This window comes from Pararhizobium sp. LjRoot238, assembly GCF_964252955.1.
Lineage (GTDB): Bacteria > Pseudomonadota > Alphaproteobacteria > Rhizobiales > Rhizobiaceae > Pararhizobium.
Genome location: NZ_CAXUPP020000001.1, coordinates 1,888,219 through 1,910,857, shown reverse-complemented (window position 1 = coordinate 1,910,857; position 22,639 = coordinate 1,888,219). Strand labels below are relative to the sequence as shown.

General features: G+C 61.7%; 20 protein-coding genes. 7 read left to right on the top strand and 13 right to left on the bottom strand.

The window, feature by feature from the left end; all coding sequences use genetic code 11:
• Window positions 1-65: 65 nt before the first annotated feature.
• From ACSQ3F_RS09335 to ACSQ3F_RS09325, 3 genes are all read right to left on the bottom strand, one after another.
• On the bottom strand, window positions 66-1,019 hold the full coding sequence (locus ACSQ3F_RS09335; protein WP_436099959.1) for a substrate-binding domain-containing protein: 954 nt from the start codon (window positions 1,017-1,019) through the stop codon (window positions 66-68).
• 67 nt (window positions 1,020-1,086) lie between these two features.
• Window positions 1,087-2,091 carry an ABC transporter permease gene (locus tag ACSQ3F_RS09330; protein ID WP_436099958.1) on the bottom strand — a complete coding sequence of 335 codons (1,005 nt, stop codon included), beginning with the start codon at window positions 2,089-2,091 and terminating at the stop codon, window positions 1,087-1,089.
• Window positions 2,092-2,157: 66 nt separating this feature from the next.
• Window positions 2,158-3,684 carry a sugar ABC transporter ATP-binding protein gene (locus ACSQ3F_RS09325; protein ID WP_436099957.1) on the bottom strand — a complete coding sequence of 509 codons (1,527 nt, stop codon included), beginning with the start codon at window positions 3,682-3,684 and terminating at the stop codon, window positions 2,158-2,160.
• A gap of 162 nt (window positions 3,685-3,846) precedes the next feature.
• Between ACSQ3F_RS09325 and ACSQ3F_RS09320 the strand changes: the two genes are divergently transcribed.
• Window positions 3,847-4,878: a LacI family DNA-binding transcriptional regulator gene (locus tag ACSQ3F_RS09320; protein WP_436099956.1), complete on the top strand. Its 1,032-nt coding sequence runs from the start codon at window positions 3,847-3,849 to the stop codon at window positions 4,876-4,878.
• A 122-nt stretch (window positions 4,879-5,000) separates the two neighbouring features.
• Here ACSQ3F_RS09320 and ACSQ3F_RS09315 read toward each other — a convergent pair whose 3' ends face one another.
• The 6 genes from ACSQ3F_RS09315 to ACSQ3F_RS09290 all read right to left on the bottom strand — a co-directional run bounded on the left by ACSQ3F_RS09315 (window position 5,001) and on the right by ACSQ3F_RS09290 (window position 12,565).
• Window positions 5,001-5,243 carry a hypothetical protein gene (locus tag ACSQ3F_RS09315; RefSeq protein WP_436099955.1) on the bottom strand — a complete coding sequence of 81 codons (243 nt, stop codon included), beginning with the start codon at window positions 5,241-5,243 and terminating at the stop codon, window positions 5,001-5,003.
• Window positions 5,244-5,410: 167 nt separating this feature from the next.
• On the bottom strand, window positions 5,411-6,721 hold the full coding sequence (gene xylA / locus ACSQ3F_RS09310) for a xylose isomerase (RefSeq protein WP_436099954.1): 1,311 nt from the start codon (window positions 6,719-6,721) through the stop codon (window positions 5,411-5,413).
• A gap of 33 nt (window positions 6,722-6,754) precedes the next feature.
• Window positions 6,755-8,206: a xylulokinase gene (gene xylB, locus ACSQ3F_RS09305; RefSeq protein WP_436099953.1), complete on the bottom strand. Its 1,452-nt coding sequence runs from the start codon at window positions 8,204-8,206 to the stop codon at window positions 6,755-6,757.
• A gap of 10 nt (window positions 8,207-8,216) precedes the next feature.
• The gene (locus ACSQ3F_RS09300; RefSeq protein WP_436099952.1) at window positions 8,217-9,290 is read right to left on the bottom strand and encodes a LacI family DNA-binding transcriptional regulator; all 1,074 of its coding nucleotides are present in this window, start codon (window positions 9,288-9,290) and stop codon (window positions 8,217-8,219) included.
• Window positions 9,291-9,578: 288 nt separating this feature from the next.
• The gene (locus ACSQ3F_RS09295; protein WP_436099951.1) at window positions 9,579-11,174 is read right to left on the bottom strand and encodes a DHA2 family efflux MFS transporter permease subunit; all 1,596 of its coding nucleotides are present in this window, start codon (window positions 11,172-11,174) and stop codon (window positions 9,579-9,581) included.
• A 167-nt stretch (window positions 11,175-11,341) separates the two neighbouring features.
• Entirely contained in the window at window positions 11,342-12,565 is a 1,224-nt protein-coding gene (locus ACSQ3F_RS09290) for an HlyD family secretion protein (protein ID WP_436099950.1), read from the bottom strand.
• A 164-nt stretch (window positions 12,566-12,729) separates the two neighbouring features.
• Between ACSQ3F_RS09290 and ACSQ3F_RS09285 the strand changes: the two genes are divergently transcribed.
• Both ACSQ3F_RS09285 and ACSQ3F_RS09280 read left to right on the top strand, forming a co-directional pair.
• On the top strand, window positions 12,730-13,392 hold the full coding sequence (locus ACSQ3F_RS09285) for a TetR/AcrR family transcriptional regulator C-terminal domain-containing protein (protein WP_436102092.1): 663 nt from the start codon (window positions 12,730-12,732) through the stop codon (window positions 13,390-13,392).
• 169 nt (window positions 13,393-13,561) lie between these two features.
• Window positions 13,562-14,311 carry a TerC family protein gene (locus tag ACSQ3F_RS09280; RefSeq protein WP_436099949.1) on the top strand — a complete coding sequence of 250 codons (750 nt, stop codon included), beginning with the start codon at window positions 13,562-13,564 and terminating at the stop codon, window positions 14,309-14,311.
• 87 nt (window positions 14,312-14,398) lie between these two features.
• On the opposite strand, the gene ACSQ3F_RS09275 is transcribed toward ACSQ3F_RS09280, so the two are convergent.
• Both ACSQ3F_RS09275 and ACSQ3F_RS09270 read right to left on the bottom strand, forming a co-directional pair.
• Window positions 14,399-14,779: a VOC family protein gene (locus ACSQ3F_RS09275; protein WP_436099948.1), complete on the bottom strand. Its 381-nt coding sequence runs from the start codon at window positions 14,777-14,779 to the stop codon at window positions 14,399-14,401.
• Between the two features lie 452 nt (window positions 14,780-15,231).
• The gene (locus ACSQ3F_RS09270) at window positions 15,232-15,408 is read right to left on the bottom strand and encodes a hypothetical protein (protein ID WP_436099947.1); all 177 of its coding nucleotides are present in this window, start codon (window positions 15,406-15,408) and stop codon (window positions 15,232-15,234) included.
• Window positions 15,409-15,642: 234 nt separating this feature from the next.
• Between ACSQ3F_RS09270 and gltX the strand changes: the two genes are divergently transcribed.
• Entirely contained in the window at window positions 15,643-17,100 is a 1,458-nt protein-coding gene (gltX, locus tag ACSQ3F_RS09265; protein WP_436099946.1) for a glutamate--tRNA ligase, read from the top strand.
• Between the two features lie 131 nt (window positions 17,101-17,231).
• Window positions 17,232-18,728: a lysine--tRNA ligase gene (lysS, locus tag ACSQ3F_RS09260; RefSeq protein WP_436099945.1), complete on the top strand. Its 1,497-nt coding sequence runs from the start codon at window positions 17,232-17,234 to the stop codon at window positions 18,726-18,728.
• Between the two features lie 16 nt (window positions 18,729-18,744).
• On the opposite strand, the gene ACSQ3F_RS09255 is transcribed toward lysS, so the two are convergent.
• Both ACSQ3F_RS09255 and ACSQ3F_RS09250 read right to left on the bottom strand, forming a co-directional pair.
• Window positions 18,745-19,656, bottom strand: coding sequence for a hypothetical protein (locus ACSQ3F_RS09255; protein WP_436099944.1), 912 nt, complete (start codon window positions 19,654-19,656; stop codon window positions 18,745-18,747).
• A gap of 175 nt (window positions 19,657-19,831) precedes the next feature.
• A complete protein-coding gene (locus tag ACSQ3F_RS09250) occupies window positions 19,832-20,119 on the bottom strand; it encodes a hypothetical protein (RefSeq protein ID WP_436099943.1) in 288 nt (95 codons plus the stop codon).
• Window positions 20,120-20,308: 189 nt separating this feature from the next.
• Between ACSQ3F_RS09250 and ACSQ3F_RS09245 the strand changes: the two genes are divergently transcribed.
• Window positions 20,309-21,544, top strand: a complete 1,236-nt coding sequence (locus ACSQ3F_RS09245) for an NAD(P)/FAD-dependent oxidoreductase (protein ID WP_436099942.1) — start codon at window positions 20,309-20,311, stop codon at window positions 21,542-21,544.
• A 97-nt stretch (window positions 21,545-21,641) separates the two neighbouring features.
• Entirely contained in the window at window positions 21,642-22,601 is a 960-nt protein-coding gene (locus ACSQ3F_RS09240; RefSeq protein WP_436099941.1) for a nucleoside hydrolase, read from the top strand.
• The last annotated feature ends 38 nt before the right edge of the window (window positions 22,602-22,639 follow it).

Below are 22,639 nucleotides of genomic sequence, written 5' to 3'. Positions count from 1 at the left end.
ACTATCGTGAAAATGGAAGCTGCCTGCCGCTTCGCGCGACAGGCAGCTCAAGCGTCAGATCCGGATCAGAACGGCGAATCCGGGAAGTAGAAGTCCTTGGCGTTGTCCTTGGTGATGAGCGTCGCGTCGATCGTGTAGGCGCCGCGAACCGGAACCTGGCCGTAGAAATTGGCAACCGTCATCTCAAGAGCCGTACCGACCATTGCCGGCGGATAGAGCACGTCGACCGGGATCATCTTGTCGCCGTCCATGACCTTCTTGACCATGTCCTTCGAGCCGGCGCCGGCGACAACGTACTGGATATCCGTGCGCTTGGCCTGCTCGATCGCCTGCAGCACGCCGACGGCCATGTCGTCGTCCTGGCACCAGACGACGTCGATCTTCGGGTACTTGGTCAGATAGTCCTGCATGACCTTGAAGGCGTCGTCGCGGTTCCAGTTGCCGAACTGGCGATCGAGAACCTTGACGTTGGAACCTTCGATGCCCTTGTCGAAACCGTCCTGGCGCTGCTGGTCGATCGGGATCGGCAGACCGCGAATGATGACGACTTCGGCGTCTGGCGTCGTTGCCTTGATATATTCGCCCGCCGTCTGGCCGAGTGCCGGGTTGTTGCCGGCAATGTAGAGGTCGCGGACGGAGTTGTCGTTGACGCTCGGCGCGCGGTCGACGAGCGCGACGAACGTGCCCTTGCCCTTGACTTCCTTGATGGCGTTGACCAGCGGATCCGGATCGGAGGGCAGGATGACGAGTGCGTCGATGCCCTGGGTCTCGAGGTCCTGCACGGCATTTGCCTGGCTTGCCGGATCCGGCGAGGTCTTGACGATGACGTTGAGGCCCGGATGCTGCTCCATCAGGAGCTTGGCGACGCGCTCGGCATGGAACACGACACCTGCGGTCCAGCCATGGTCGGCGGCCGGGATCGAAACGCCGATCGTGACTTTCTTCTCCTCCTGCGCGTGGGCCACGCCGGTCAGCGCCATCATGGCGACGGCTGCAACGCCCATTAATCCTTTACGCATGTTTCTCTCTCCCTGGTGAATGCGGGTCTGGCAGTCTCAAGACCGGGCGACCCATGAACCCGGTTATTCACGATTTCCGTACCAGCGAGCGCTGAACGAGCATCGCAATGATGATGATCGCGCCCTGGATGGCGCCGATCAGATATTCGCTGATGAAGTTGGAAAGCAGCATGATGTTGCCGACGAGTTCTAGGATGAAGGCACCACAGATCGTGCCCCAGACACGCCCAGCGCCGCCCTTGAGCGCCGTGCCGCCGACCACGACGGCGGTGATCGCCTGCAGTTCCCAGAGAATGCCCGTCGTCGCCGAAGTCGACCCGAGCCGCGGCACGTAGAGAAGGACGGTGATCGCGACGCAAAGCCCCTGGATGACGAAGGCGATGGTGCGCACACGATTGACCGGGATGCCGGAATAGCGGGCGACGTCACTGTTGGAGCCGACGGCCACGACATGCCGGCCGTAGCGGGTGCGATAGAGCACGAAGGCCGCAACACCGGTGACCGCCAGGATCACCACGATCGGAACCGGCATGCCGATGATCGAGCCGAAATACGCGGGACGATAGAGTTCCTGCAGCGCGGGGTCGCGCAGGGTGATCGCTCCGCCCTGCGACAGCCAGGTTGTCAGGCCGCGATAGATGCCCATCGTGCCCAGCGTCGCAATGAAGGGTTCGATCCGGCCCATTGTGGTGATCAGGCCGTTGGCGAGACCGCAGGCGGCACCGGCGACGATGGTGAAGAGAACGGCCGCCGTCAGCATCAGGGCAGGATCGGCAATGACACCCGAATTCATGAAGAGGATCATCAGGCTCGCAACGAAGGCAACCATCGAACCCACCGACAGATCGAGATCGCCCGAGGAGATGACGAAGGTCGCGCCGACCGCGATAATGGCGATGAAGGCGCTGCGGGTCGCGACATTGGCGAGGTTGGTAATGCCGATGAAATTCGGATTGACGATCGCCCCGAGGATCAGGAGCAGCACCAGTGCCGCAAAGGGCGCAACAGCCCGAAGGTCGATATCCCGCCAGGTCCGGCGCCGGATTTCCCGGGTTTCCTCATGCACGCTCATATCCAAACCAACCTCCCGTCCCATTCTCCCTGGGAATTTTCCTCTGTTTCGCGTCTTCGCGCGCAGTCAGGCGACCGCCTTTTTCTTCAGTCCCGCCGCGTAGCGCATGATCTCCTGCTCGGAAATCTCGTCGCCCTCCAGCATGCCGACGATCCGCCCCTCGCGCATGACGGCGACACGCGTGCACAGGCCGATTACCTCCGGCATCTCCGACGACACGACGATGATCGAGCGGCCGTCACGGGCGAGCGCCGAGATGAAATGATAGATCTGCTGCTTGGTGCCGACATCGATGCCGCGGGTTGGCTCGTCGATGATGATGATCTCCGGCTCGGTTTCCATGACCTTGGCGAGAAGCAGCTTCTGCTGGTTGCCGCCTGACATGCGGCCGGCGACCACGTTGCCGTCACGAACCCGGATATCGAAGCGGCGGCGCGCCCGCTCCAGCGCGGATGCCTCACTCGCGGGACTGAGATAGCCGAGCGTGCCGTGCTTCTCCAATGACTGCAGCGTCAGATTGGCGGTCATGCGCGAATTGAGAAGCAATCCCTTGGACTTGCGGTCCTTGGTCATGTAGGCGAGGCCACAACGGTTTGCCGCGTGCACATCGCCTGACGGCACGGCCTCCCCCCTGATGATCACCTCGCCGGAGGCGCGGAACCTCAACCCGGCAACCGCCTCCATCAACTCCGTGCGGCCCGAGCCGATCATGCCGGAAAAGCCGAGGATCTCGCCCTTGCGCACCGCGAAGCTCGCATCGCGGACATAGCCGGTCGAAAGCGCACTGACGCTGAGCACGATCTCTTCATCGACATCAGGCTCGCTCTTGGCAGGATAGAGCTTGGAAAGCTCGCGGCCCACCATCAGTTGGGCAATCGATTCGCCGTCGAGGATCGCGGTCGGCGACGTCTTGATCCATTGGCCGTCACGCAGCACCGTGACCCTATCCGTAAGTTCCATGACCTCGTCGAGCTTGTGGGACACGAAGACGAAACTCGTGCCCTGGTCGCGCAGCTTGCGCACCTGCCTGAACAGGAAATTGGTCTCCTCGCGCGAGAGCACCGCGGTCGGCTCGTCCATGAACACGACGCGAGCGTCCCGGCTGATCGCCTTGGCGATTTCCACCATCTGCTTGTCGGCGATGGAAAGCGCGCTGATCATCGCGTTCTCGTCGACATGCGAGCCGAGGAGGTCAAGCACGCGGCGTGTCTCCGCCCGCATGTACTTGCGGTCGAGCACGCCGAAGCGGGTGACCTCGCGACCGAGGAACAGGCTCTCGGTGACGGTCAGGTGTTCGGCCAGATTGAGCTCCTGATGGATGATGACAAGCCCCAGCGCCTCGGCAGCGCCATTCGGCGGCAGCTTGACCGGATTGCCGTCGAGAATGATTTCACCGGAGGTCGCCTGCTCGAAGCCGGACAGGATCTTGACGAGTGTCGACTTGCCGGCGCCGTTCTCGCCCATCAGCGCATGGATCTCGCCGGCGCGCAGGTCGAAATTGACGCTGAAGAGCACCTGTACACCGCTGAAAGATTTGCTTATTCGCCTCGCGGACAGCACCAACGTACCGGCGTCGACGGTCTCCGAACCCATCACGTCCTCCCCTGCGGCTCCCATCCGCTTGGACGTTGTGTAAACCTTTACATTGGCCATGTAAAGGTTTACATCTGGGCACAACACAGAATTTCCGAGGCCGCCCTTTGACCTGCGGGGAAGTCTGTGTAGTGTCCCGCCGAGCTAACAAGGCAGAGCGCAGTGTCGAATTCCACGCCGGCAACAATCGAGGACGTCGCCCGGATCGCCGAGGTTTCGATCGCGACGGTGTCGCGGGCAATCCACATGCCGGAGAAGGTGGCGAACTCGACGCGGCTCAAGGTCAACCAGGCAATTGCCATTACCGGGTACACGACCAATGCCATGGCACGCAGCCTGAGGCTTGGCCGGTCGAACATGATCCTCGTCGTGGCACCCGACATTGGCGACCCGAACTTCTCCAACATTCTGGTCGGGCTCGAGAACGAGGCGCGATCGCATGGCTACGGCGTGCTGATCGGCCATACGCAGAACGACGCCCAGCGCGGATTGGAATATCTGAAGTTTCTCAACTCCAACCAGGCGGCCGGGCTCATCCTGTTCACCGGCATCCTGCCATTCGGCCATCAGGCCATGACCGCGCGCCTGCCGCCCAGCGTCGGCGTCTTCGAACCTGTGTTCAACGGCGGCATTCCCTATGTCGGCGTCGATGATATCGAAGGTGCCCGCAAAGCGGTCGATCTTCTGCTTGCCGAAGGCCATCGCAAGATCGCCTTTATCGGCGATTCGCGCACGCGGCTGGCCTATAGCCGGCGGCGTATGGGCTATGAGGCCGGACTGGACGCAGCGGGCGTCGGTGCTGATCTTCGCATCGTGCTTGAGGGCGACGGCACAATCGAAAGCGGACGGCTGGCGGTAGAGCAACTTTTCATGCGCGACACGCTGCCCACCGCCTTCATGTGCGTCAACGACCAGACCGCGATCGGCGTGATGATCGGCCTCGGCGCGCGTGGCTATGATATACCAAGAGATTTCTCGGTGACGGGCTTCGACGATGTGCCGCAGGCCATGTTCATGACGCCGACTTTGACGACGATCCGCCAGCCACGCACCCTGATCGGCAAGCATGCAATGGCATTGCTGCTGGACCTGCTATCCGACGGCCAGCCCGCTGAAACGGAGATCCTTTTGCGCCCCGATCTCGTGGTTCGCAACTCGGTTTCGGTACCGTCGCGCCAGTGGATTAAGCGGTGATCTTAAGTCCGCGCCGCGAATGGCAGCTATGGCCCAAAGCGGGCATATGACATCAGTGGGATCTACGGCCTGCCTCTTTTTTCCAGGTGCGTTGATCGGGCTGTTAGCTGCGAGCGATCCGGTCAGTTCCGTATAAATCCTTGCTCTGCCATACAGCCTTTGAAGGCACTATCCGCATAGATTGCGCCTGCGATCCATGCTCGGCCTGCCATAGCGCCGGTTTCAGATGCGCGGCCGTTGCAAATGGCTTTTGCTTTCTCAAAGCGCGCTTCCTCTGCAGACTGGATAGGCCTCCATTCGCTCGACGTTGTGTTGTTGCTGCACCCCACAAGAACCAATCCAACACATAAAAAAATAGTGCGCATTCTTTCGCCTCCCCCCAAGATTGCAACATGCGCGAATTCATGGGGTCGAGCAAGGGCAGGACCAAAGCTGCCGTCGCTCGCTCACATCGGTCCGTCACACAATCACGTCACAAAAAGAGCCGGGAAGCTCTCGCTCCCCGACTCTCTCCTTGAAAATCACGGCTGCATCAAACGTAGCGGTTGACGACGTTTTCCAGGAGTTCCTGCTTACCGGATTTCGGCTGCGGATTGATGTCCTTGGCTTCGACCCACTCGGCGATCTGCTCCAGCGAATACTCGCCGCGCAGCATCTTCTGGCTTTCGGCCGAGTCCCAGCCGGCATAACGCTCGGCCAGCGGCTGCGACAGCGCCTTGTCCTCGATCATCTTCGCTGCGGCCCTCAGGCCGCGGGCGCAGCAATCCATGCCGCCGATATGGCCGATCAGCAGATCCGCCGGATCGAGCGACTGGCGGCGCAGCTTGGCGTCGAAGTTGGTGCCGCCGGTCGTAAAGCCGCCGCCTGCCAGCACGTGGTAGTAGGCGAGCGCCATTTCCGGAACGTTGTTGGGGAACTGGTCGGTATCCCAGCCGGACTGGTAGTCGTTGCGGTTCATGTCGATCGAACCGAAGATGCCGAGCGCATTGGCGAGCGCCAGCTCATGCTCGAAGGAATGGCCGGCAAGGATCGCATGGCCCTGCTCGATATTGACCTTCACCTCGTTTTCAAGACCGTTCCTCTTCAGGAAGCCATAGACCGTCGCGACGTCGTAGTCATACTGGTGCTTGGTCGGCTCCTGTGGCTTCGGCTCGATCAGGATCGCGCCCTTGAAGCCGATCTTGTGCTTGTATTCGACGACGAGGTTGAGGAAGCGGCCGAGTTGGTCGAGTTCGCGCTTGAGGTCGGTGTTGAGCAGTGTTTCATAGCCTTCGCGACCGCCCCAGAGAACGTAGTTCTCGCCGCCGAGTTTTTGGGTCGCATCCATGCAGGTCTTCACCGTCGCAGCCGAGAACGCGAAGACATCCGGATCCGGATTGGTCGCGGCACCCGACATGAAGCGGCGGTTGGAGAAGAGGTTCGCCGTGCCCCAGAGCAGCTTGACGCCGGTCGCGGCCTGCTTCTCTGCGAAGTAGTCGACGATCTCGTTGAGATTTTTTGTGTTCTCGGCGAAGTTCTTGCCTTCCGGACGCACGTCGGCGTCGTGGAAGCAGTAGTAAGGCGAGCCGAGCAGCGAGAAGAATTCGAAGGCGACATCCGCCTTCAGCTTCGCGGCCTTCATCGTGTCCTCGAACCAGGGACGCAGGAAGGTCTGGCCACCGAAGGGGTCGCCACCCGGCCAGGTGAAGGTGTGCCAGTAGGCGACGGCAAAGCGCAAGTGATCTTCCATGCGTTTGCCGAGGACGATCTCGTCCGGCTGGTAGTGGCGGAAGGCCAGCGGGTTGGTGCTGTCGGGGCCCTCATATTTGATCTTGGCGATATCGCCGAAGAAACCGGTGCTCATGGGTATTTCCTCTCTGTCTTTTTTATAAACGGGTCAGTAAGCGTCGCGGATCGCGGGATAGAGCCGGCGATAGCGCTGATAGGCATCTTCGTACGCCCCCCGTAGCGAGGCGTCGGGCTGTACGGTTTCGGCGGTCGCGGGTGCTGTGAAAACCGACAGCGGATCGGCCCTGGTCGCAGCGACCAGGCCGAGGCGAGCAGCACCGAAGGCCGCGCCGAAATCGCCGTCAGCCGGCACATCGACGGGGATGCCGAGCGCGGTTGCAATCGACTTCAGCCAGTAGCGCGAACGCGAACCGCCGCCGATGGCAGTGACGCGCGACAGATTGGTGCCGGCTGCCCGCAAGGCTTCCAGGCTGTCCCGCAGCGCAAAGGATACACCTTCGAGCACGGCCTGAGTGAGGATTATCCGGCTGCTTTCATGACCGAGCCCGGCGAAGACGCCGCGAATGGCCGCATCGTTGTGCGGCGTGCGCTCCCCGGAGAGATAAGGCAGGAAAGTCACGCCGGAAGGCGCGTTGAGCGTTTCGCCGAGTTCAGCCGTCAGCTCCACCGCGCTTTTGCCGGTGACGCCGGAGTGCCAGTTGAGCGCATCGGTGGCCGACAGGATGACGCCCATCTGGTGCCATGTATTGGGAAGCGCATGGCAAAAGGCGTGCACGGCGCTGGCCGGATTGGGCAGGTAGCTGGAATTGGCCGCGAACAGCACGCCGGAGGTACCGAGCGACACGAAGGCATGGCCCTCGCCGACCGTGCCCATGCCGCAGGCGGACGCCGCGTTATCGCCAGCACCGCCGGCAACGACAACGCCCGAGCCCATGCCCCATTTGGCTGCGAGATCGCTTTTCAGCGTGCCGCCCGCCTCGGTGCCCTCCACCAGGCTCGGCATCTGCCGCTCCTTGAGGCCGGTTGCCGAAAGCAGGCTTTCCGACCAGGCGCGCCTGCCGGTATCCAGCCAGGCGGTGCCGGCGGAATCCGACATTTCGGAGATGTGTTCGCCGGTGAGCCAGAGGCGCAGATAATCCTTGGGCAAAAGGACCCAACGGACCTTGGCGAAGATTTCCGGCTCGTTTTCTGCGACCCAGACCAGCTTCGGGGCGGTGAACCCGGGAAAGACGATGTTGCCGGTCAGGGCACGGAACTGCGGATCGGCATCAAGCGCCGCCGCCTGTTTGAAGCTGCGCGTATCGTTCCAGAGGATGCAGGGGCGCAGCACCTTGTCCTCAACATCGAGCAGTGTCGCGCCATGCATGTGGCCGGAGAGGCCAATACCTTTGACGGCGGCAAGCTCTGCCGGATAAGACATCTTCAGCCCGGCGATCGCCTCCTCCGTAGCCCGGATCCAATCCGCCGGATCCTGCTCCGACCAGCCGGGATGCGGACGCGAAACGTCCATTGCGCCGGATGCCGAACCGACGACCCGCTGGCCGTCATCGATCAGCAGCGCCTTTGCCCCGGACGTGCCGAGGTCGATCCCCAGATACATGATGGTCTCCCTAAACGTCTTCGCCCTGTCCGGGCTCTTGATTTTCACCGCCCTCCTCGAAGGGCAGGTTGTCCTTGAGGAAAATGTCGATGTAGATGCGCTCCTGCGCGCCGATGACCGCGACGCCATCGGCCTTGGCCTTCAACACCCGCACGGCGCTGCGCACCTCATGGCCGGCATCCTGATTGAGAACGGCGTCGATCAGCCCCTCATTCAGCGCCGCACGTGTATGCCGCGTCAGTTCATGGGCAATGACGCAGACACGTGGGGCGTTCTTTCGCTGCTTCAAGGCGGCGATCAGACCGCGATTGCCGGCGCCGAGGCTGTAGATACCGATGGTCCCGGGCGCCGCGGCAAGCGCCGCGCTGACCAGCTGTTCCGTCAGCACGGGATCATCCTGTCCCTCGATAACCGGCAGCAGCATGTGGCCGGGAAAGTCCTTATCCATGACCGCGCGAAATCCGTCGAGGCGTTCGCGATGGTCGCGCACCAGCATCGAACCGGCAAGCACGGCGACCGGACCGGGACGGCGGCCGAGAAAGCGGCCCATGAGGCTTGCCGCCGTTCGCCCTGCCGCGACGTTATCCACGCCGGCGAAATGATCGCGCGCGGAACCGGCCAGATCCGAAACCAGCGTCACCACCGGAATGCGGTCAGCCCGCAAGCGGTTTACGGCAGCGACCACCTCCGGCGATTCGACAGCCACCACCGCCACGCCCGCCGGTGCCGTCGCACGGACCTCGTCCAGCGCCGTGACCAGAGCCTCCGCGTTGAAGGCCGGAACCTTCACGATGGAGATCACCATCCGCTCCAATGGCGCATGGCCCATCGCCGCGTGCACTTCCGCTTCAAGGCCCCGCATGAAGGAATTGTCGCCCGAAGGCAGGATGAAAACGAAGGGATAGACACGGCTCTTGGCGAGGTTCGCCGCCGCCATGTCGCGAACATAGCCGATCCTCTCGATTGCCTGCTCGACCCTTTCGCGCGTCACCTTGCGAACGCCTGCGCGCCGGTTCAAGACCCGGTCGACGGTCGCAAGGCTGACCCCCGCTGCAGCGGCAATATCGTGAACTGTCGGGCGCATGTTTCCTCCGGCGAGAACTCTTAACGGAAAATTTGAGGTACGTAAATCAGAAAATTATTCCGCCATTTTGAAAGCGGTTTGGCACGCCGCGCTGCGCTAGGCAAGACGTTTGCTGAAGGCGTTCGTGAAGGCAACACCGCCGCCGCTTCTCCCTGCCTGCGCGAGGGGATCGTCTGAATAGTGGAAGAAATGCGTCGCCATTCATGCAGAATGCCCCGAAGGATTACCTTCAGGGCATTCTGGTCGATCAGACTGGTGGCGTATAGAGGTTTTCGCGACAGGGACCGGTCAGTGGCCGCCGCCGCCGCTTGGCGCTGCCTGCGGCTTCTTGATCAGGAAAGCGCAGACGACCAAAGCTGCGAACAGGCAGGTGAGGATCAGGAAGACGTCGATGAAGGAGAGGATCGTCGCCTGCTGCTGCACCATGCCGGAGAGCTTCTGGATCGCGATCGTCGCGCCGTCGAGGCCATGCGAATTGTATTTCGCGATCATGTTGTTGAGCTGGTCAATGGCTTCCGGGTTGCCCCACTGAACATGTTCCTGCAAACGGGCATAATGTTCTTCCTGCCGCTGGGTCAATATGGTGTTGATCGCTGCCAGACCGACGGCGCCGCCGAGGTTGCGGGTCAGGTTGAACAGGCCCGAGGCGCCGCGAACACGTTCCGGAGAGAGCGTGCCGAGCGCGACGTTGTTGATCGGCACCATGCAGAGCATCAGGCCGCAGCCGCGCAGGATCTGTGGGACCAAAAGCTCGTAGAAATCCCAGTCAGCCGTCATGTGACTCATGAGCCAGGTGCCAGCCGCGAAGCTGGCAAAACCGATCGCCATCATCACGCGCGGATCGAGCTTGGTCGAGAGCTTGCCGGCGACCGGCGCCGTGCAGAACATCGCAAGCCCCGAGACGAACATGGTCTCGCCAATCATCAGCGAATCGTAGCTGCGGATCCGGCCGAGATAGAGCGGATAGAGATAGGTTAGCCCATAAAGCCCGATGCCCATGATGAAGGAGAACAGCGAGCCGAAGGCGAAGTTTCGATTGGCGAAGGCCCTTAGATCGACAATCGGGAACTCGATCTTGAAGGCCCGGTAGAAGAAGACCAACGCGCCGATCGCCGATGCGACCGCCCCCATCAGGATATATTCGTCGCTGAACCAGTCGCTGGCGTTGCCTTCCTCGAGCACATATTCGAGCGAGCCGAGGAAGACGGCCATGGAGAGCAGGCCCCACCAGTCGAATTTCTTCATCAGGCCGAGTTCCGGCTTGTCGAAATCGATGAAGTTCCAGGTGATGATCGTGACGATGATGCCGGGAATGATGTTGACGAGAAACAGCCAGTGCCAGGAGAACGCATGGCTGAGATAGCCGCCGACGGTCGGGCCGATGGTCGGGGCAAGCGTCGCGACAAGGCCGATGATCGGCGAGACGATGCTGCGCTTGGAGGGCGGGAAGATCGTGAAGGCGGCGGCAAAGACCGACGGGATCATGCCGCCGCCGATAAAACCCTGCAGCGCCCGATAGACGATCATCTGGTCGATATTGGTGGCGGTTGCGGCGAGCGCACTGGCAATGGTGAAGCCGGCCGCAGAGACGGAGAAGAGGACGCGGGTGGAGACGATGCGCGCCAGCGTACCCGACAGCGGGATCATGATCACTTCGGCGATCAGATAGGCCGTCTGCACCCAGGCGACCTCATCGGAACCGGCGCTCAGGCCCGCCTGGATTTCCGCAAGCGAGGCCGAGACGATCTGGATGTCGAGGATCGACATGAACATGCCGAAGACCATCGCGAAGAAGGCGATCAGGCGCTTTGGATCCATCCGCTCGCTCGCGCCGGCGGCAGGAAGCGGGATCGTGCCCGCAGTGGCAGTGGCAGTGGCAGCCATCGGCTTTGCTCCTGGCGCGGTTGACGTTCCGGCGAACGCAGCGGCCAAATGAGAATAGAAACATCAGGTTTTCCGCCGCGAGCGCGTCCGGAAACGGGCGAAGATCAAAACCGCCGGATGAAAACCGCGCCCCGGGGCGGCGCAGCTTCAACGTTCAGGCTGGCCGATCACTTGACCGCGGCGACATCCTGCTGCTGCGGCGCCGTGCGCGTATCGACATCGACGACGACACTGAGACCCGCGCGCAACCGGCCGCTGTCCAGCACGTCCTTCGGGAAGACGATGCGAACCGGCACGCGCTGGATCACCTTGGTGAAGTTGCCCGTGGCATTTTCGGCCGGCAGCAGCGAGAAGACCGAGCCGGAGGCGGGCGAAATCGACTGTACTGTACCGGTGATCGGCTCCTCGTCGAAGGCATCCACATGGATGTTGACCTTCGAGCCCGGAACCATGTGGGCGATCTGCGTTTCCTTGAAATTGGCGTCGATATAGAGCTGGTCGACCGGAACGAGCGCAGCCAGACGCTGGCCAGCGGAGACCAGGTCCCCGTCCTGAACAGCCAGATTGCCGACGATGCCGTCATAGGGCGCCTTCAGGACCGTGAAGGCCAGATCACGCTCGGCCTTGTCGCGGGCGAGTTCGAGCGAGCGGATGGTGCTTTCAGCTTCGGCGCGCTGTGCGGTGAGGACGGCGATGTTAGCGCTCGCAGCAACGATGTTGGCATCGGCGCCACTCAGATTAGCCTTGGCCTGATCAAGCGCAACGGTTGCGCTGTCGAGGGAGGCGACCGTACCGACTGCCTTTGACTGGAGGTCGCTGGCACGCCGGAGCGTGATTTCGGCACCCCGGACGGTCGCCTCAAGGGCGGTTTTCTGGGCTTGCGCCTGCTGCAGGCTGGCCTTGGCGCCGGCGATCTGCGCATCGAAGCGCTGCAACGACAGCTTTTCGGTGTCGATCTGCGCCTCAGCCTGGTCGGCGGCGATCCGGTAGTCTTCCTTGTCGAGCGTGATCAGCGGGTCGCCAGCCTTCACATGCTGGTTGGCCACGACATTGACCTTCTCGACATAACCGGAAACCTTCGGCGAGATCGACGCGATGTCGCCCTCGATATAGGCATCGTCGGTCGAGATCATGAAGCGGCCGTTGGTCCACCATTCATAGCCATACCAGCCACCGGCGGCGAGCGCGGCGATCACGATCACGGGTAGGACCTTGCGGCGCTTCGGCGCCGGCTTTTCCTCAGCCACGACGGCCGGCGGTGCCGCTTGCGCCTCGACGGCGGGCTCGGTTACGCTCTTGGCTTCCGGTGCCACGATGTGTTCGTTCGGAGCTTCGAAATCGTCGCCGACGGGGCGAACATGCGCAGCACCGGTCTTGCTTGAAACTGACATATTGCGTCACCAACCCTTATATGGGAGAATTCGAACCGAACCGTTCAGTTCGATTGACATAAGGCGAAATCGATCGCATATCAAGGGGAAATCGAACCGATCGGTTCGAAAAAGTTAACAACGAGACAACAATGTCCGGACACGAAGAAAAATTGGCAGAAATCATGAAAGGCGAAGGTTGCTTGCTCGAAGGCCCCTCACCCGGCCGGCGCGCGGCTGGCGAGGACCCGGCAAAACGCGAGCAGATCATCGAAGGGGCGAAGCGCGTCTTCATGAGCGTCGGCTTCGATGCCGCCAGCATGAACGACATCACCCGGGAAGCCGGCGTGTCGAAGGGCACCATCTATGTCTATTTCGAGAACAAGGAAGACCTGTTTTCGGCAATGATCGAACGCCAGCGCGCACTGTTTCTCGCCTCGGTCCGCACGGCGCTGGCCGAACATGAGGATGCTATCGAGACCAGCCTTTATAAATTCGGCGTCCACTTCGTCACGCATATGACCGACGAAAAGGTCATCAACGCGATGCGCACCGTCCTCGGCGTCCGTGACCGGATGCCTGCCCTTTGCCAGCGCTTCTTCAAAGGGCCGGAGAATCTGCGGGCGGTCGTCCGGGAATTTCTGGAGTATAACGTCGCCACGGGCAGCCTGAACATCGATGACATCGACCTGGCGGCGGGCCAGTTTCTTGACCTCTCCAGCGGCAGCTTCTTCAAGCTGCGCCTCTTCGGAACAATGGAAACCGCGCCGCCGCCGGAGGAAATCGATCGGGTCATCAGCGGCGCCGTTCGCGTCTTCATGGCCGCCTACGGGCCGCGGCGGACCTGAATAGCGAGCCAGGCGGAGAATTAACGGTATCCCTGGCCGCCTGATCAACCTCCAGCGCTTGTCACGGCGCAGATTCCGCATACATAGGGGAAGTCTTTTCGCCCGCGCTGCCCACCGGTTGCGCGGGCTCCCTTATGTGCCCTTTGAATCGAGGAAGGAACCACCCCCGATGCAGGACATTTTGCTCCTCATGCAAGATCCGACCGCCTGGATTGCCCTGATCACACTGATCGTCATGGAGGTCGTTCTCGGCATCGACAACCTCATCTTCATCTCGATCCTGACCAACAAGCTACCGGAAGAGCACCGGGAAAAAGCCCGCCGCGTCGGCATCGGCCTGGCGCTGGTGATGCGGCTTGCACTTCTGGGCACGGTCGCCTGGATCGTGCAGTTGACCACACCGGTGTTCGAGGCCCTCGGTCACGGTTTCTCCTGGAAGGACATGATCCTGATTGCCGGCGGCCTGTTCCTCGTCTGGAAAGCCACAAAGGAAATCCACCACAATGTCGATCCGCAGGATCACGAGGAGGATTTCATCGCCAGCTCGGTGACGACCGGTTTCGCCGCCGCGATCGGCCAGATCCTGCTGCTCGATCTCGTCTTCTCCGTCGACAGCATCATCACCGCCGTCGGCATGACGCCGCATCTGCCGATCATGGTCGTCGCCGTCATCGTCGCCGTGACCGTCATGCTGGTCGCCTCCGGCCCGCTCGCCCGCTTCATCGAGAAGAACCCGACCATCGTCATGCTGGCGCTCGGCTTCCTCTTGATGATCGGCACGACGCTGATCGCCGAAGGTGCCGGCTTCCATGTGCCGAAGGGCTATGTCTATGCCGCCATGACCTTCTCGGCGCTGGTCGAGGTGCTCAACATGCTGTCGCGCCGCAAGCGGCAGAGGGAAAAGGCGCTGAAACAGTGAGCGCGCAATAAAAACCGGGGCCAAAGTCCCGGCTTCACAGGTTTAAGGGGAGCGTCGCCGCTGGGCTGCGCTCCCCTTTTCATGACGTCATGTCACCGGCCGATGGGCGAATTCCACCAGGATGTTGCCGGGAATGGTGACGTAGAAGGCATAGGCGCCATGCATGTTGCGAGGCTCGGCGATCGAAAAGCCCGCGGTCGCAAGCTGTCCGAATATGCCATCCACATCAGCGGAGCTCTCCAGAAGAAAGCCAATGTGATAGGTCTGGGCATCCAGCGCTACCTGATCGGCGCCACCGAGCTTTTCGATCGGCGGACTGATGACGAAGACCAGGCCGGAGCCATCCGTCAGCTGGTAGAATTGATCATTGCCGCGCTTGTCGATCAGCAGGAAATCGAGATGATCGAGGAAGAAGCGCGCGGTGGCAGCAACGTCGGCGCTGTAAAGGTCGATATGGTTCAATCGCATGTGCAATCTCCGTTTCTTTAAAGAATGGATGACGGATTGCACGAAACCGAAGGCACAACCCGCCGCAGACCGGTGCGAATGCACCGGGACTACGCCGCGGGTTCGAACAGATGTTCGAGCAGAGCTTGGGGTATCCCCTCAAGGGACCGGGCTTACCATATCCGGTCCTGCCTTTTTCGACGGCGTTTTCTAGCGAAAAATGTCCGTCTTTGCAACGACCGGCAGGCAAGCGTGAAAAAGCCCCGGGACCGCCCATCCCGAGGCTTTTCAACGTTTGCACACAGCGAGGATACGAGGCCGAAGGGGTTAGGAACTCGTCTGCCTTTTCGTTGGCCACGAAGAGAAACCGGAAAAATCTCCGTGTTCTCCATCTCCCTCATGTCCGGTTGTCACGGCCCGCATTCCTCACGGGGAAAACGGCCTACCGCAGCAATGGTTCCACCCTTTTTCGACTATTTTTCGGTGACCGCCTTGAGGTTTTCCAACCCTTGCGCAAAGTCCTTGCCGATCATCTGATCCATGTCGAAGAACAGGCCCATGACCTTGGCGATCAGCGGGTTCGGGCCGTCCATCGACCCGGTGACCGTCGTGCCATGTGCCGCGGAGCAAGTGTGAAGGGTCGCTGTCAAACCCGATGGAACGTCAACATCTCGCCTCGACGGCCGCTGCAGGCGATCGAGGCGCAGTTTTCCTTGACGCGCCCTTTTGAATATGGTCTCACGCCAGCCAAATGGAATTTCCGGTATTTTCCGCCATTTCAGGCATCAATCGGGCACTTCCTTCCCTTAAAAGCATGCGCCTTCGCATCCGGACAGCATTCTCCGGCGGCAGGGCCGAAAGCACGTAAAGCACGGGCCAGGATCATGACAGACAGACCAGTCCGGGTGCGCATCGCACCTTCTCCCACCGGCGAACCGCATGTCGGCACCGCCTATATCGCGTTGTTCAACTATCTCTTCGCACAGAAACAGGGCGGCGAGTTCATCCTGCGCATCGAGGACACCGACGCGACCCGTTCGACGCCGGAGTTCGAGCAGAAGGTGCTGGATGCACTGAAATGGTGTGGTCTGAAATGGTCTGAAGGCCCGGATATCGGCGGTCCCTATGGCCCCTACCGTCAGAGCGACCGCAAGGACCTCTATAAGCCCTACGTCGAGAAGATCGTCGAGGCTGGTCACGGCTTCCGCTGCTTCTGCACGCCCGAGCGGCTGGCGGAAATGCGCGAAGCCCAGCGTGCGGCGGGTAAGCCGCCGAAGTATGACGGTCTCTGCCTGCATCTATCAGCCGAGGAAGTGACCACTCGCGTCGCCGCCGGCGAGCCGCATGTCGTGCGCATGAAGATCCCGACCGAAGGCTCCTGCAAGTTCGTCGACGGGGTCTATGGCGAAGTCGATATCCCGTGGGATGCGGTCGATATGCAGGTGCTGCTCAAGGCAGACGGCATGCCGACCTATCATATGGCCAACGTCGTCGACGACCATCTGATGAAGATCACCCATGTGGCGCGCGGCGAGGAATGGCTGTCTTCGGTGCCGAAGCACATCCTGATCTATCAGTATCTCGGTCTCGAGCCGCCGGTGTTCATGCACCTGTCGCTGATGCGCAATGCAGACAAGTCGAAGCTGTCGAAGCGCAAGAACCCGACCTCGATCTCCTATTACACGGCGCTCGGCTATCTGCCGGAAGCGCTGATGAACTTCCTCGGCCTGTTCTTCATCCAGATCGCCGAAGGCGAGGAGATGCTGAGCATGGATCAGCTCGCCGAAAAGTTCGACCCGGCCAACCTTTCGAAGGCCGGCGCGATCTTCGATATCCAGAAGCTCGATTGGTTGAACGGCCGCTGGCTGCGTGAAGGGTTGAGCGAAGAGGAATTTGCCGGCCGCGTCCTTGCCTGGGCGATGGAAAACGACCGCGTCAAGCAAGGCCTCAAACTCTCGCAGTCGCGCATTTCCAAGCTCGGCGATCTGCCGGACCTTGCGGGCTTCCTGTTCAAGTCCGGCCTCGGCCTCGACGCTTCGTCCTTCGCCAAAATCAAGTCGACTCCGGAAGAGCTGGTCGAGATCTTCAACACGGTCCAGCCGGATCTGGAGAAGATCCTCGAATGGAACGTCGAATCGATCGAGGCGGAACTGCGCGCGATCGCCGACCGTCTCGGCAAGAAGCTGAAGGTCGTGGTGGCACCGCTGTTCGTGGCGGTTTCCGGCTCTTCACGCTCGCTGCCGCTGTTTGATTCCATGGCGATCCTTGGTCGCTCGGTTGTGCGCCAGCGCCTGAAGGTCGCGGGCCAGGTCGTCGCCTCGATGGCAGGCAGCGGCAAGTAGGGAGTGAGCCCCTCCCCTCCGCTTCGCTCCGACCCTCCCCACAAGGGGGAGGGTTGGGAACCGCGCCAGCCGCTGCGTCCGACGATAAGACGCGAACAAAAATTCATGCCGCATCGATGAGGCGAAAAACAATGAACGACAAGACCCAGGAAACAGCCCTCTCCTCCGACGTCACCGAAGTCCGCGCCCAGAAGCTGAAGATGCTGCGCGAACAGATCGGCGACGTCTATCCGGCGCATTTCCACCGCACGATCACCAATGGTGAGCTGGCGGAAAAGTACGAGAGCCTCGAGCCCGACACGGAAACGCAGGACGTCGTCACCGTTGCCGGCCGCGTCTATTCCTCGCGCAATTCCGGCATGTTCATGGATATCCGCGATGCCTCCGGCAAGATCCAGATCTTTTCCCACAAGGACACGACCCCGGAAGAAGCGCGCGCGCTGCTGCCGATGATCGATCTCGGCGACATCATCGGCGTCACCGGCGTCGTGCGCCGCACCAAGCGCGGCGAGCTGACGATCAATGCACAGCAGATAACCATGCTGACCAAGTCCTTGCTGCCGATGCCGGAAAAGTGGCATGGCCTGTCCGACATCGAGCTGCGCTATCGCAAGCGCCATCTCGACATCATGACGAACGAGGAATCGAAGCTCCGCTTCCAGCAGCGCTCGAAGATCGTCTCCGGCATCCGCCGCTTCATGGAAGACGACGGTTTCATGGAAGTCGAGACCCCGATGCTGCAGTCGGTCTATGGCGGCGCCACGGCCGAGCCCTTCAAGACACACCACAACACGCTGAAGCTCGACATGTTCCTGCGCATCGCGCCGGAACTCTATCTCAAGCGCACCCTGGTGTCCGGCCTCACCGACAAGGTGTTCGAGATCAACCGCAACTTCCGCAATGAAGGCGTTTCGACCCGTCACAATCCCGAATTCACGATGATGGAGTGCTACTGGGCCTATGCCGACTACGAGGACATGATGGACCTCGTCGAACGCCTGTTCACAGAGCTCGCAATATCGATCCATGGCAGCACGGAGTTCACCTTCGTCGACAAGGAGATCTCCTTCAAGGGGCCGTTCCGCCGGGTGCCGATGCCGGATGCTGTGAAGGAAGAGACCGGCATCGATTTCCTCAGCCTCAAGACCGACGAAGAGGCCCGCGCTGCCGCCAAGGCTGCCGGCTTCGAAGTCGAGAAGGATGCGACATGGGGCGAATGCCTGGCCTTCATTTTCGAGGAGAAGGTCGAGCCGACACTGATCCAGCCGGCCCATGTGACGCATTTCCCGAAGGACATCTCGCCCTTTGCCAAGGAAGTGCCGGGCGAACCGCGCCTCGTCGAACGCTTCGAGACCTATTGCAACACCTGGGAACTCGGCAACGCTTTCTCCGAACTCAACGATCCGGAAGAGCAGCGCGCCCGCATGGTCGAGCAGCTCGAACAGGCCCATGCCCGCGGCGAGAAGGCAAAGCAGCTGGACGACGAATTCCTCGATGCCATCGACCAGGGCATGCCGCCCGCCGGTGGTCTCGGCATCGGCGTCGACCGGTTGATCATGCTGCTCACCAACGCGCCGTCGATCCGCGACATCATCCTGTTCCCGGCTCGCCGCAGCAAGGCGGACTGACCGCACGCCTGCAAACCTAATTGGCTTCGGCGTTTTCCTGATGGCCGTCGGCTACTGCCGGCGGCTCCTTGTTGTGCGGTACATGCCCGGCCACGTCTTCGGCAGGCGCATCATGAACCGGCACGACCGCCTCGGCCTCGCCGTGACCTGGCACTTGCTCATGACTTTCGGCAGGCTTCTCGTCACCACCAAGAACCATCGCCATCAATGAGCCGAAAAAGCCTTTTCCTTGGGCCTTGACCTCGCCGTGCTCCGGCGCTGCCTCTTCCCCATGTTCAGGCACAGCAGCCTCGTCGCCATGCGCACCCGATGCCGATCCAGCGGCTCCTGCCGCGGCCGCAGCGGCAGCGGCAGCGACGGGATCGAAGCAATCCGACTTGTCGTCCATCGCCGTCATCGTGCTCTTGATATCGTCGGTCGAGAGAGCGACTTCGCGGCCATGGAACAGGCCGACAGTATTTGCCTTGCCGTCATTGTAGCGCGCGACGAACGCTGTGCTCATGCCGGGCATCTTGGTCGGATCGGGCGCGAACAGCACTTCCGCACCGATGGCGGGTCCGCGGCGCTCGGCGCGATCCTGCGGTCCGGCCTGGTCGAGAACGATAACCTGATAGAGATCGGCTTTTTCTTCCTTGGCAAGCAGGCCGGTGATCCGCAACGCCGTGCGCACGCGATCGACACCGTCGGCAGTCTCCGTGCTCACAAATTTGCGGATCCAGCGCTGGCCGCTGCGCCGCATTTTCAGCGTCTCGACGGTGGTGCAGGCAAGGCCCGAGAGCGAAGGGGCTTTCTCCATGCCGACGCCCGGGAGCACATCCGTGCCGGAATAGACGGCAAACGCGCCCGATGCACCGGACAGGACCAGCACCCCGGCGATGACGAACATGACCTTCCGTGGGAGGCGTATCTTCTTGAAGACCGACTTCACGCGCGCCGCTCCGTCATTCGCTCAACTCCGACCATTGTGAAACGAGACAACAGTCTACGCTGGCGATGTTTCGGAAGTTTAAACGTCTCTGACCTTGGCGACGATGACCGGCATAAAGATATTTTCGCGGCGGCCGGCATCTTGCCGGCCGCCCGAGGATGGTCGAACCGGGCCGTCAGTCGAAAAAGTAACGGCCGCTGCAACTCGGCACACGGCGCCAGCCGCGCAGGTCCTGTTCGTAGACCATCCCCGAGGTTCCCTTGACCGTGCAAAGAACCTTCCCCTTCCGGTAGCGGAAGTTGGGGTTCTGATAGTGCGTGTAGACGTGTTCGCGCGATCCCATGCTTTCGCCGCCGCCGCGCCCGCCCCGGCCGTTGTCACCGCCCTTCGCCGCGACTTCCTGAACGGCGATCGAGCCCATGGCGGTGGCGAGGATGAGGACGAAAGGTATAATCTTGCGCATGCCGTTTCTCCTTTGATTGTCCAAGAGGAGCCAATCCCCTCTTCTGAAACCGATCCTCTCAAAAGCCAGGGTTGCACGCTGTTCCGAACGGAACAGGGAAATTGCAGTGAAAATTGGGAGAGACGGCTTGATCGAAACCATATGGCGGGCGAAGACAGGCGGAGGCAAAAGGTAGGCTCGGGGCAGAACATGGCGCACATTGGCATCGCAGGGGCAGGCATCATCGGATGCGCCACCGCCGTCCACCTGATCGAGCAGGGTCACGACGTCACGGTGTTCGAAAGGGACCTGGGCGGCCTGCCCGCTTCGGTCGGCAATGCCGGAATTCTCGCGGTGCCCGAAATCGATCCGCTGGCGCGTCCGGACATGATCCTGTCGGCGCCAAAATGGCTGCTCGATCCGCTCGGGCCGCTCACCCTGCGCTGGCAGGACCTGCCGGCGCTGACGCCCTGGCTGGTCAATCTCCTCATGGCCTCCACACCGGCCAAGGTCGAGCGCTCGCGCACTGCTTTGCTGGGGTTGATGCGCGAGGCCCTTGGCGCACACGAGGATCTTGCCCGCATGACCGGCCTTTCCGGTTATATGAAGCCGACCGGCGCGCTGACGATCTTCGACAGTGAAAAGGCCGTTGATGCTGCTTTTCGCCACGCAAGCGAGAACGCGGCGCTGCTTGGACATACGGTCGAGAAACTCGATGCCAAACAGGCTCGGGCCCGAGTACCCGCGCTTGAAGGCAACTTCGCCGGCGGCGTCTTATCCGCCGGCTACCAGACTTTCCTCGACCCGCTCGTTTTGCTCAGACAGCTTCAAGCCTATGTCCGCGAGCGCGGCACGCTTGTCGATGCCGAAGTGGAGAGCGTTCGACAGGAGGCCAACGGCGTTACCTTCCTCGCCAGGGGACAAACGCCTGCGACCTTCGACAAGGTGGTGATATCGGCCGGTGTCTGGTCGCGGACGCTGGTGCGCGGGCTTGGCCTGAGGGTCCTGCTCGAGACCGAGCGCGGCTACAACACCACCTTCACCAATCCGCAGGTGACGCTGGACCTGCCGGTATTCTTCGCCGAACACGGCTTCGTCGCCACGCCGCTCGAGAATGCCTTGCGCATCGGCGGGGCGGTGGAACTGGCGAAGCCGGAAGCCCCGGCGAATTTCGCCCGCGCCGCCGCCATGCGCCAGAAGATGCGGCGCTACGTACCGAGCCTGCCGGAAACCGGCGGGACGGAATGGATGGGCCGCCGGCCATCGACGCCGGACTCGGTTCCGGTGATCAGCCTGTGCCCGGCCGACCCGCGCATCGCGCTCGCTTTCGGCCACGGTCATCTCGGCCTGACGCTTTCGGCGATCACCGGCAGGAAGATCGCCCAACTCCTGACGTCCGGAGAGACGGCGGACCTCACGCCCTTCAGCATCCGGCGCTTCCAATGACGCGTGGCGTGACAATGGCACGGTTGACTTTTCGACAACGTGCCGATTTCACTCGCCGAAGCCCGGAAACATTTCAAAGCAACGAAAAGAAGGCATCATGCACAAGGTAATTTTTGATACGGACCCCGGCGTCGACGATGCGATGGCGCTGCTTTTCCTGCACAATCACCCCGAGATCGACCTGATCGGCATCACGTCCGTATTCGGCAATGCGTCGATCGAGACGACGACGCGCAACGCGCTGTATCTGAAGCAGCAATGGGACATCCCCGCCCCTGTCGCCAGGGGACTTGGCGAAACGCTTGATCCGACGCGCCCGCATGTCGATTGGCCGACCGGCATCCATGGCCATGACGGTCTCGGCAATATCGGCGCTCCTGAAACGGTCGATCTTGCCTGCGATCCACGCCCCGCGCATCGCTTCATCATCGAGACCGTGCGCGCCAATCCCGGCGAAGTGACGCTGGTTGCCGTCGGCCGGATGAGCAATCTGGCGCTGGCACTGCGCGACGATCCGGACATTGCCGTCCTCGTCAAGGAAGTCGTCATCATGGGCGGCGCTTTCGACATGCGCGGCAACATCACGCCTGCCGCCGAAGCCAATATCCACGGCGACCCCGAATCCGCCGACGCGGTGATGACTGCTCCCTGGCCGGTCGTCGTCGTCGGGCTCGACGTCACCGAACAGACGGTGATGACGCGCGCAAGGTTGGCGGCCATCGTCGCAACCGGCGGCAAGCGGGCGAAACTGCTCTCCGACATCTCGCAATTCTACATCGATTTCTACGAGCAGCACGTCGACGACGGTATGGTGATCCATGATAGCTGCGCCTGCGTCTACGTCGTCGCGCCGCATCTCTTCACGCTGCGCAGCGGTGCGATCCGGGTCGTCTGCGGCGGCATCGCCGATGGCCAGACGATCCAGAAGGCCGACGATCATCTCTTCCCTCCAAGCGCTTGGGACAATCTGCCGAGCCAGAACGTCTGCACGGCGATCGATGCGGATGCGGTGCTCGACCTGATCTCCGAGACCCTCGCGCTGAACCCGGCAGCCTGACGGCCATAAAAATTCATCGCGATAGCTGGCAGCCAGTG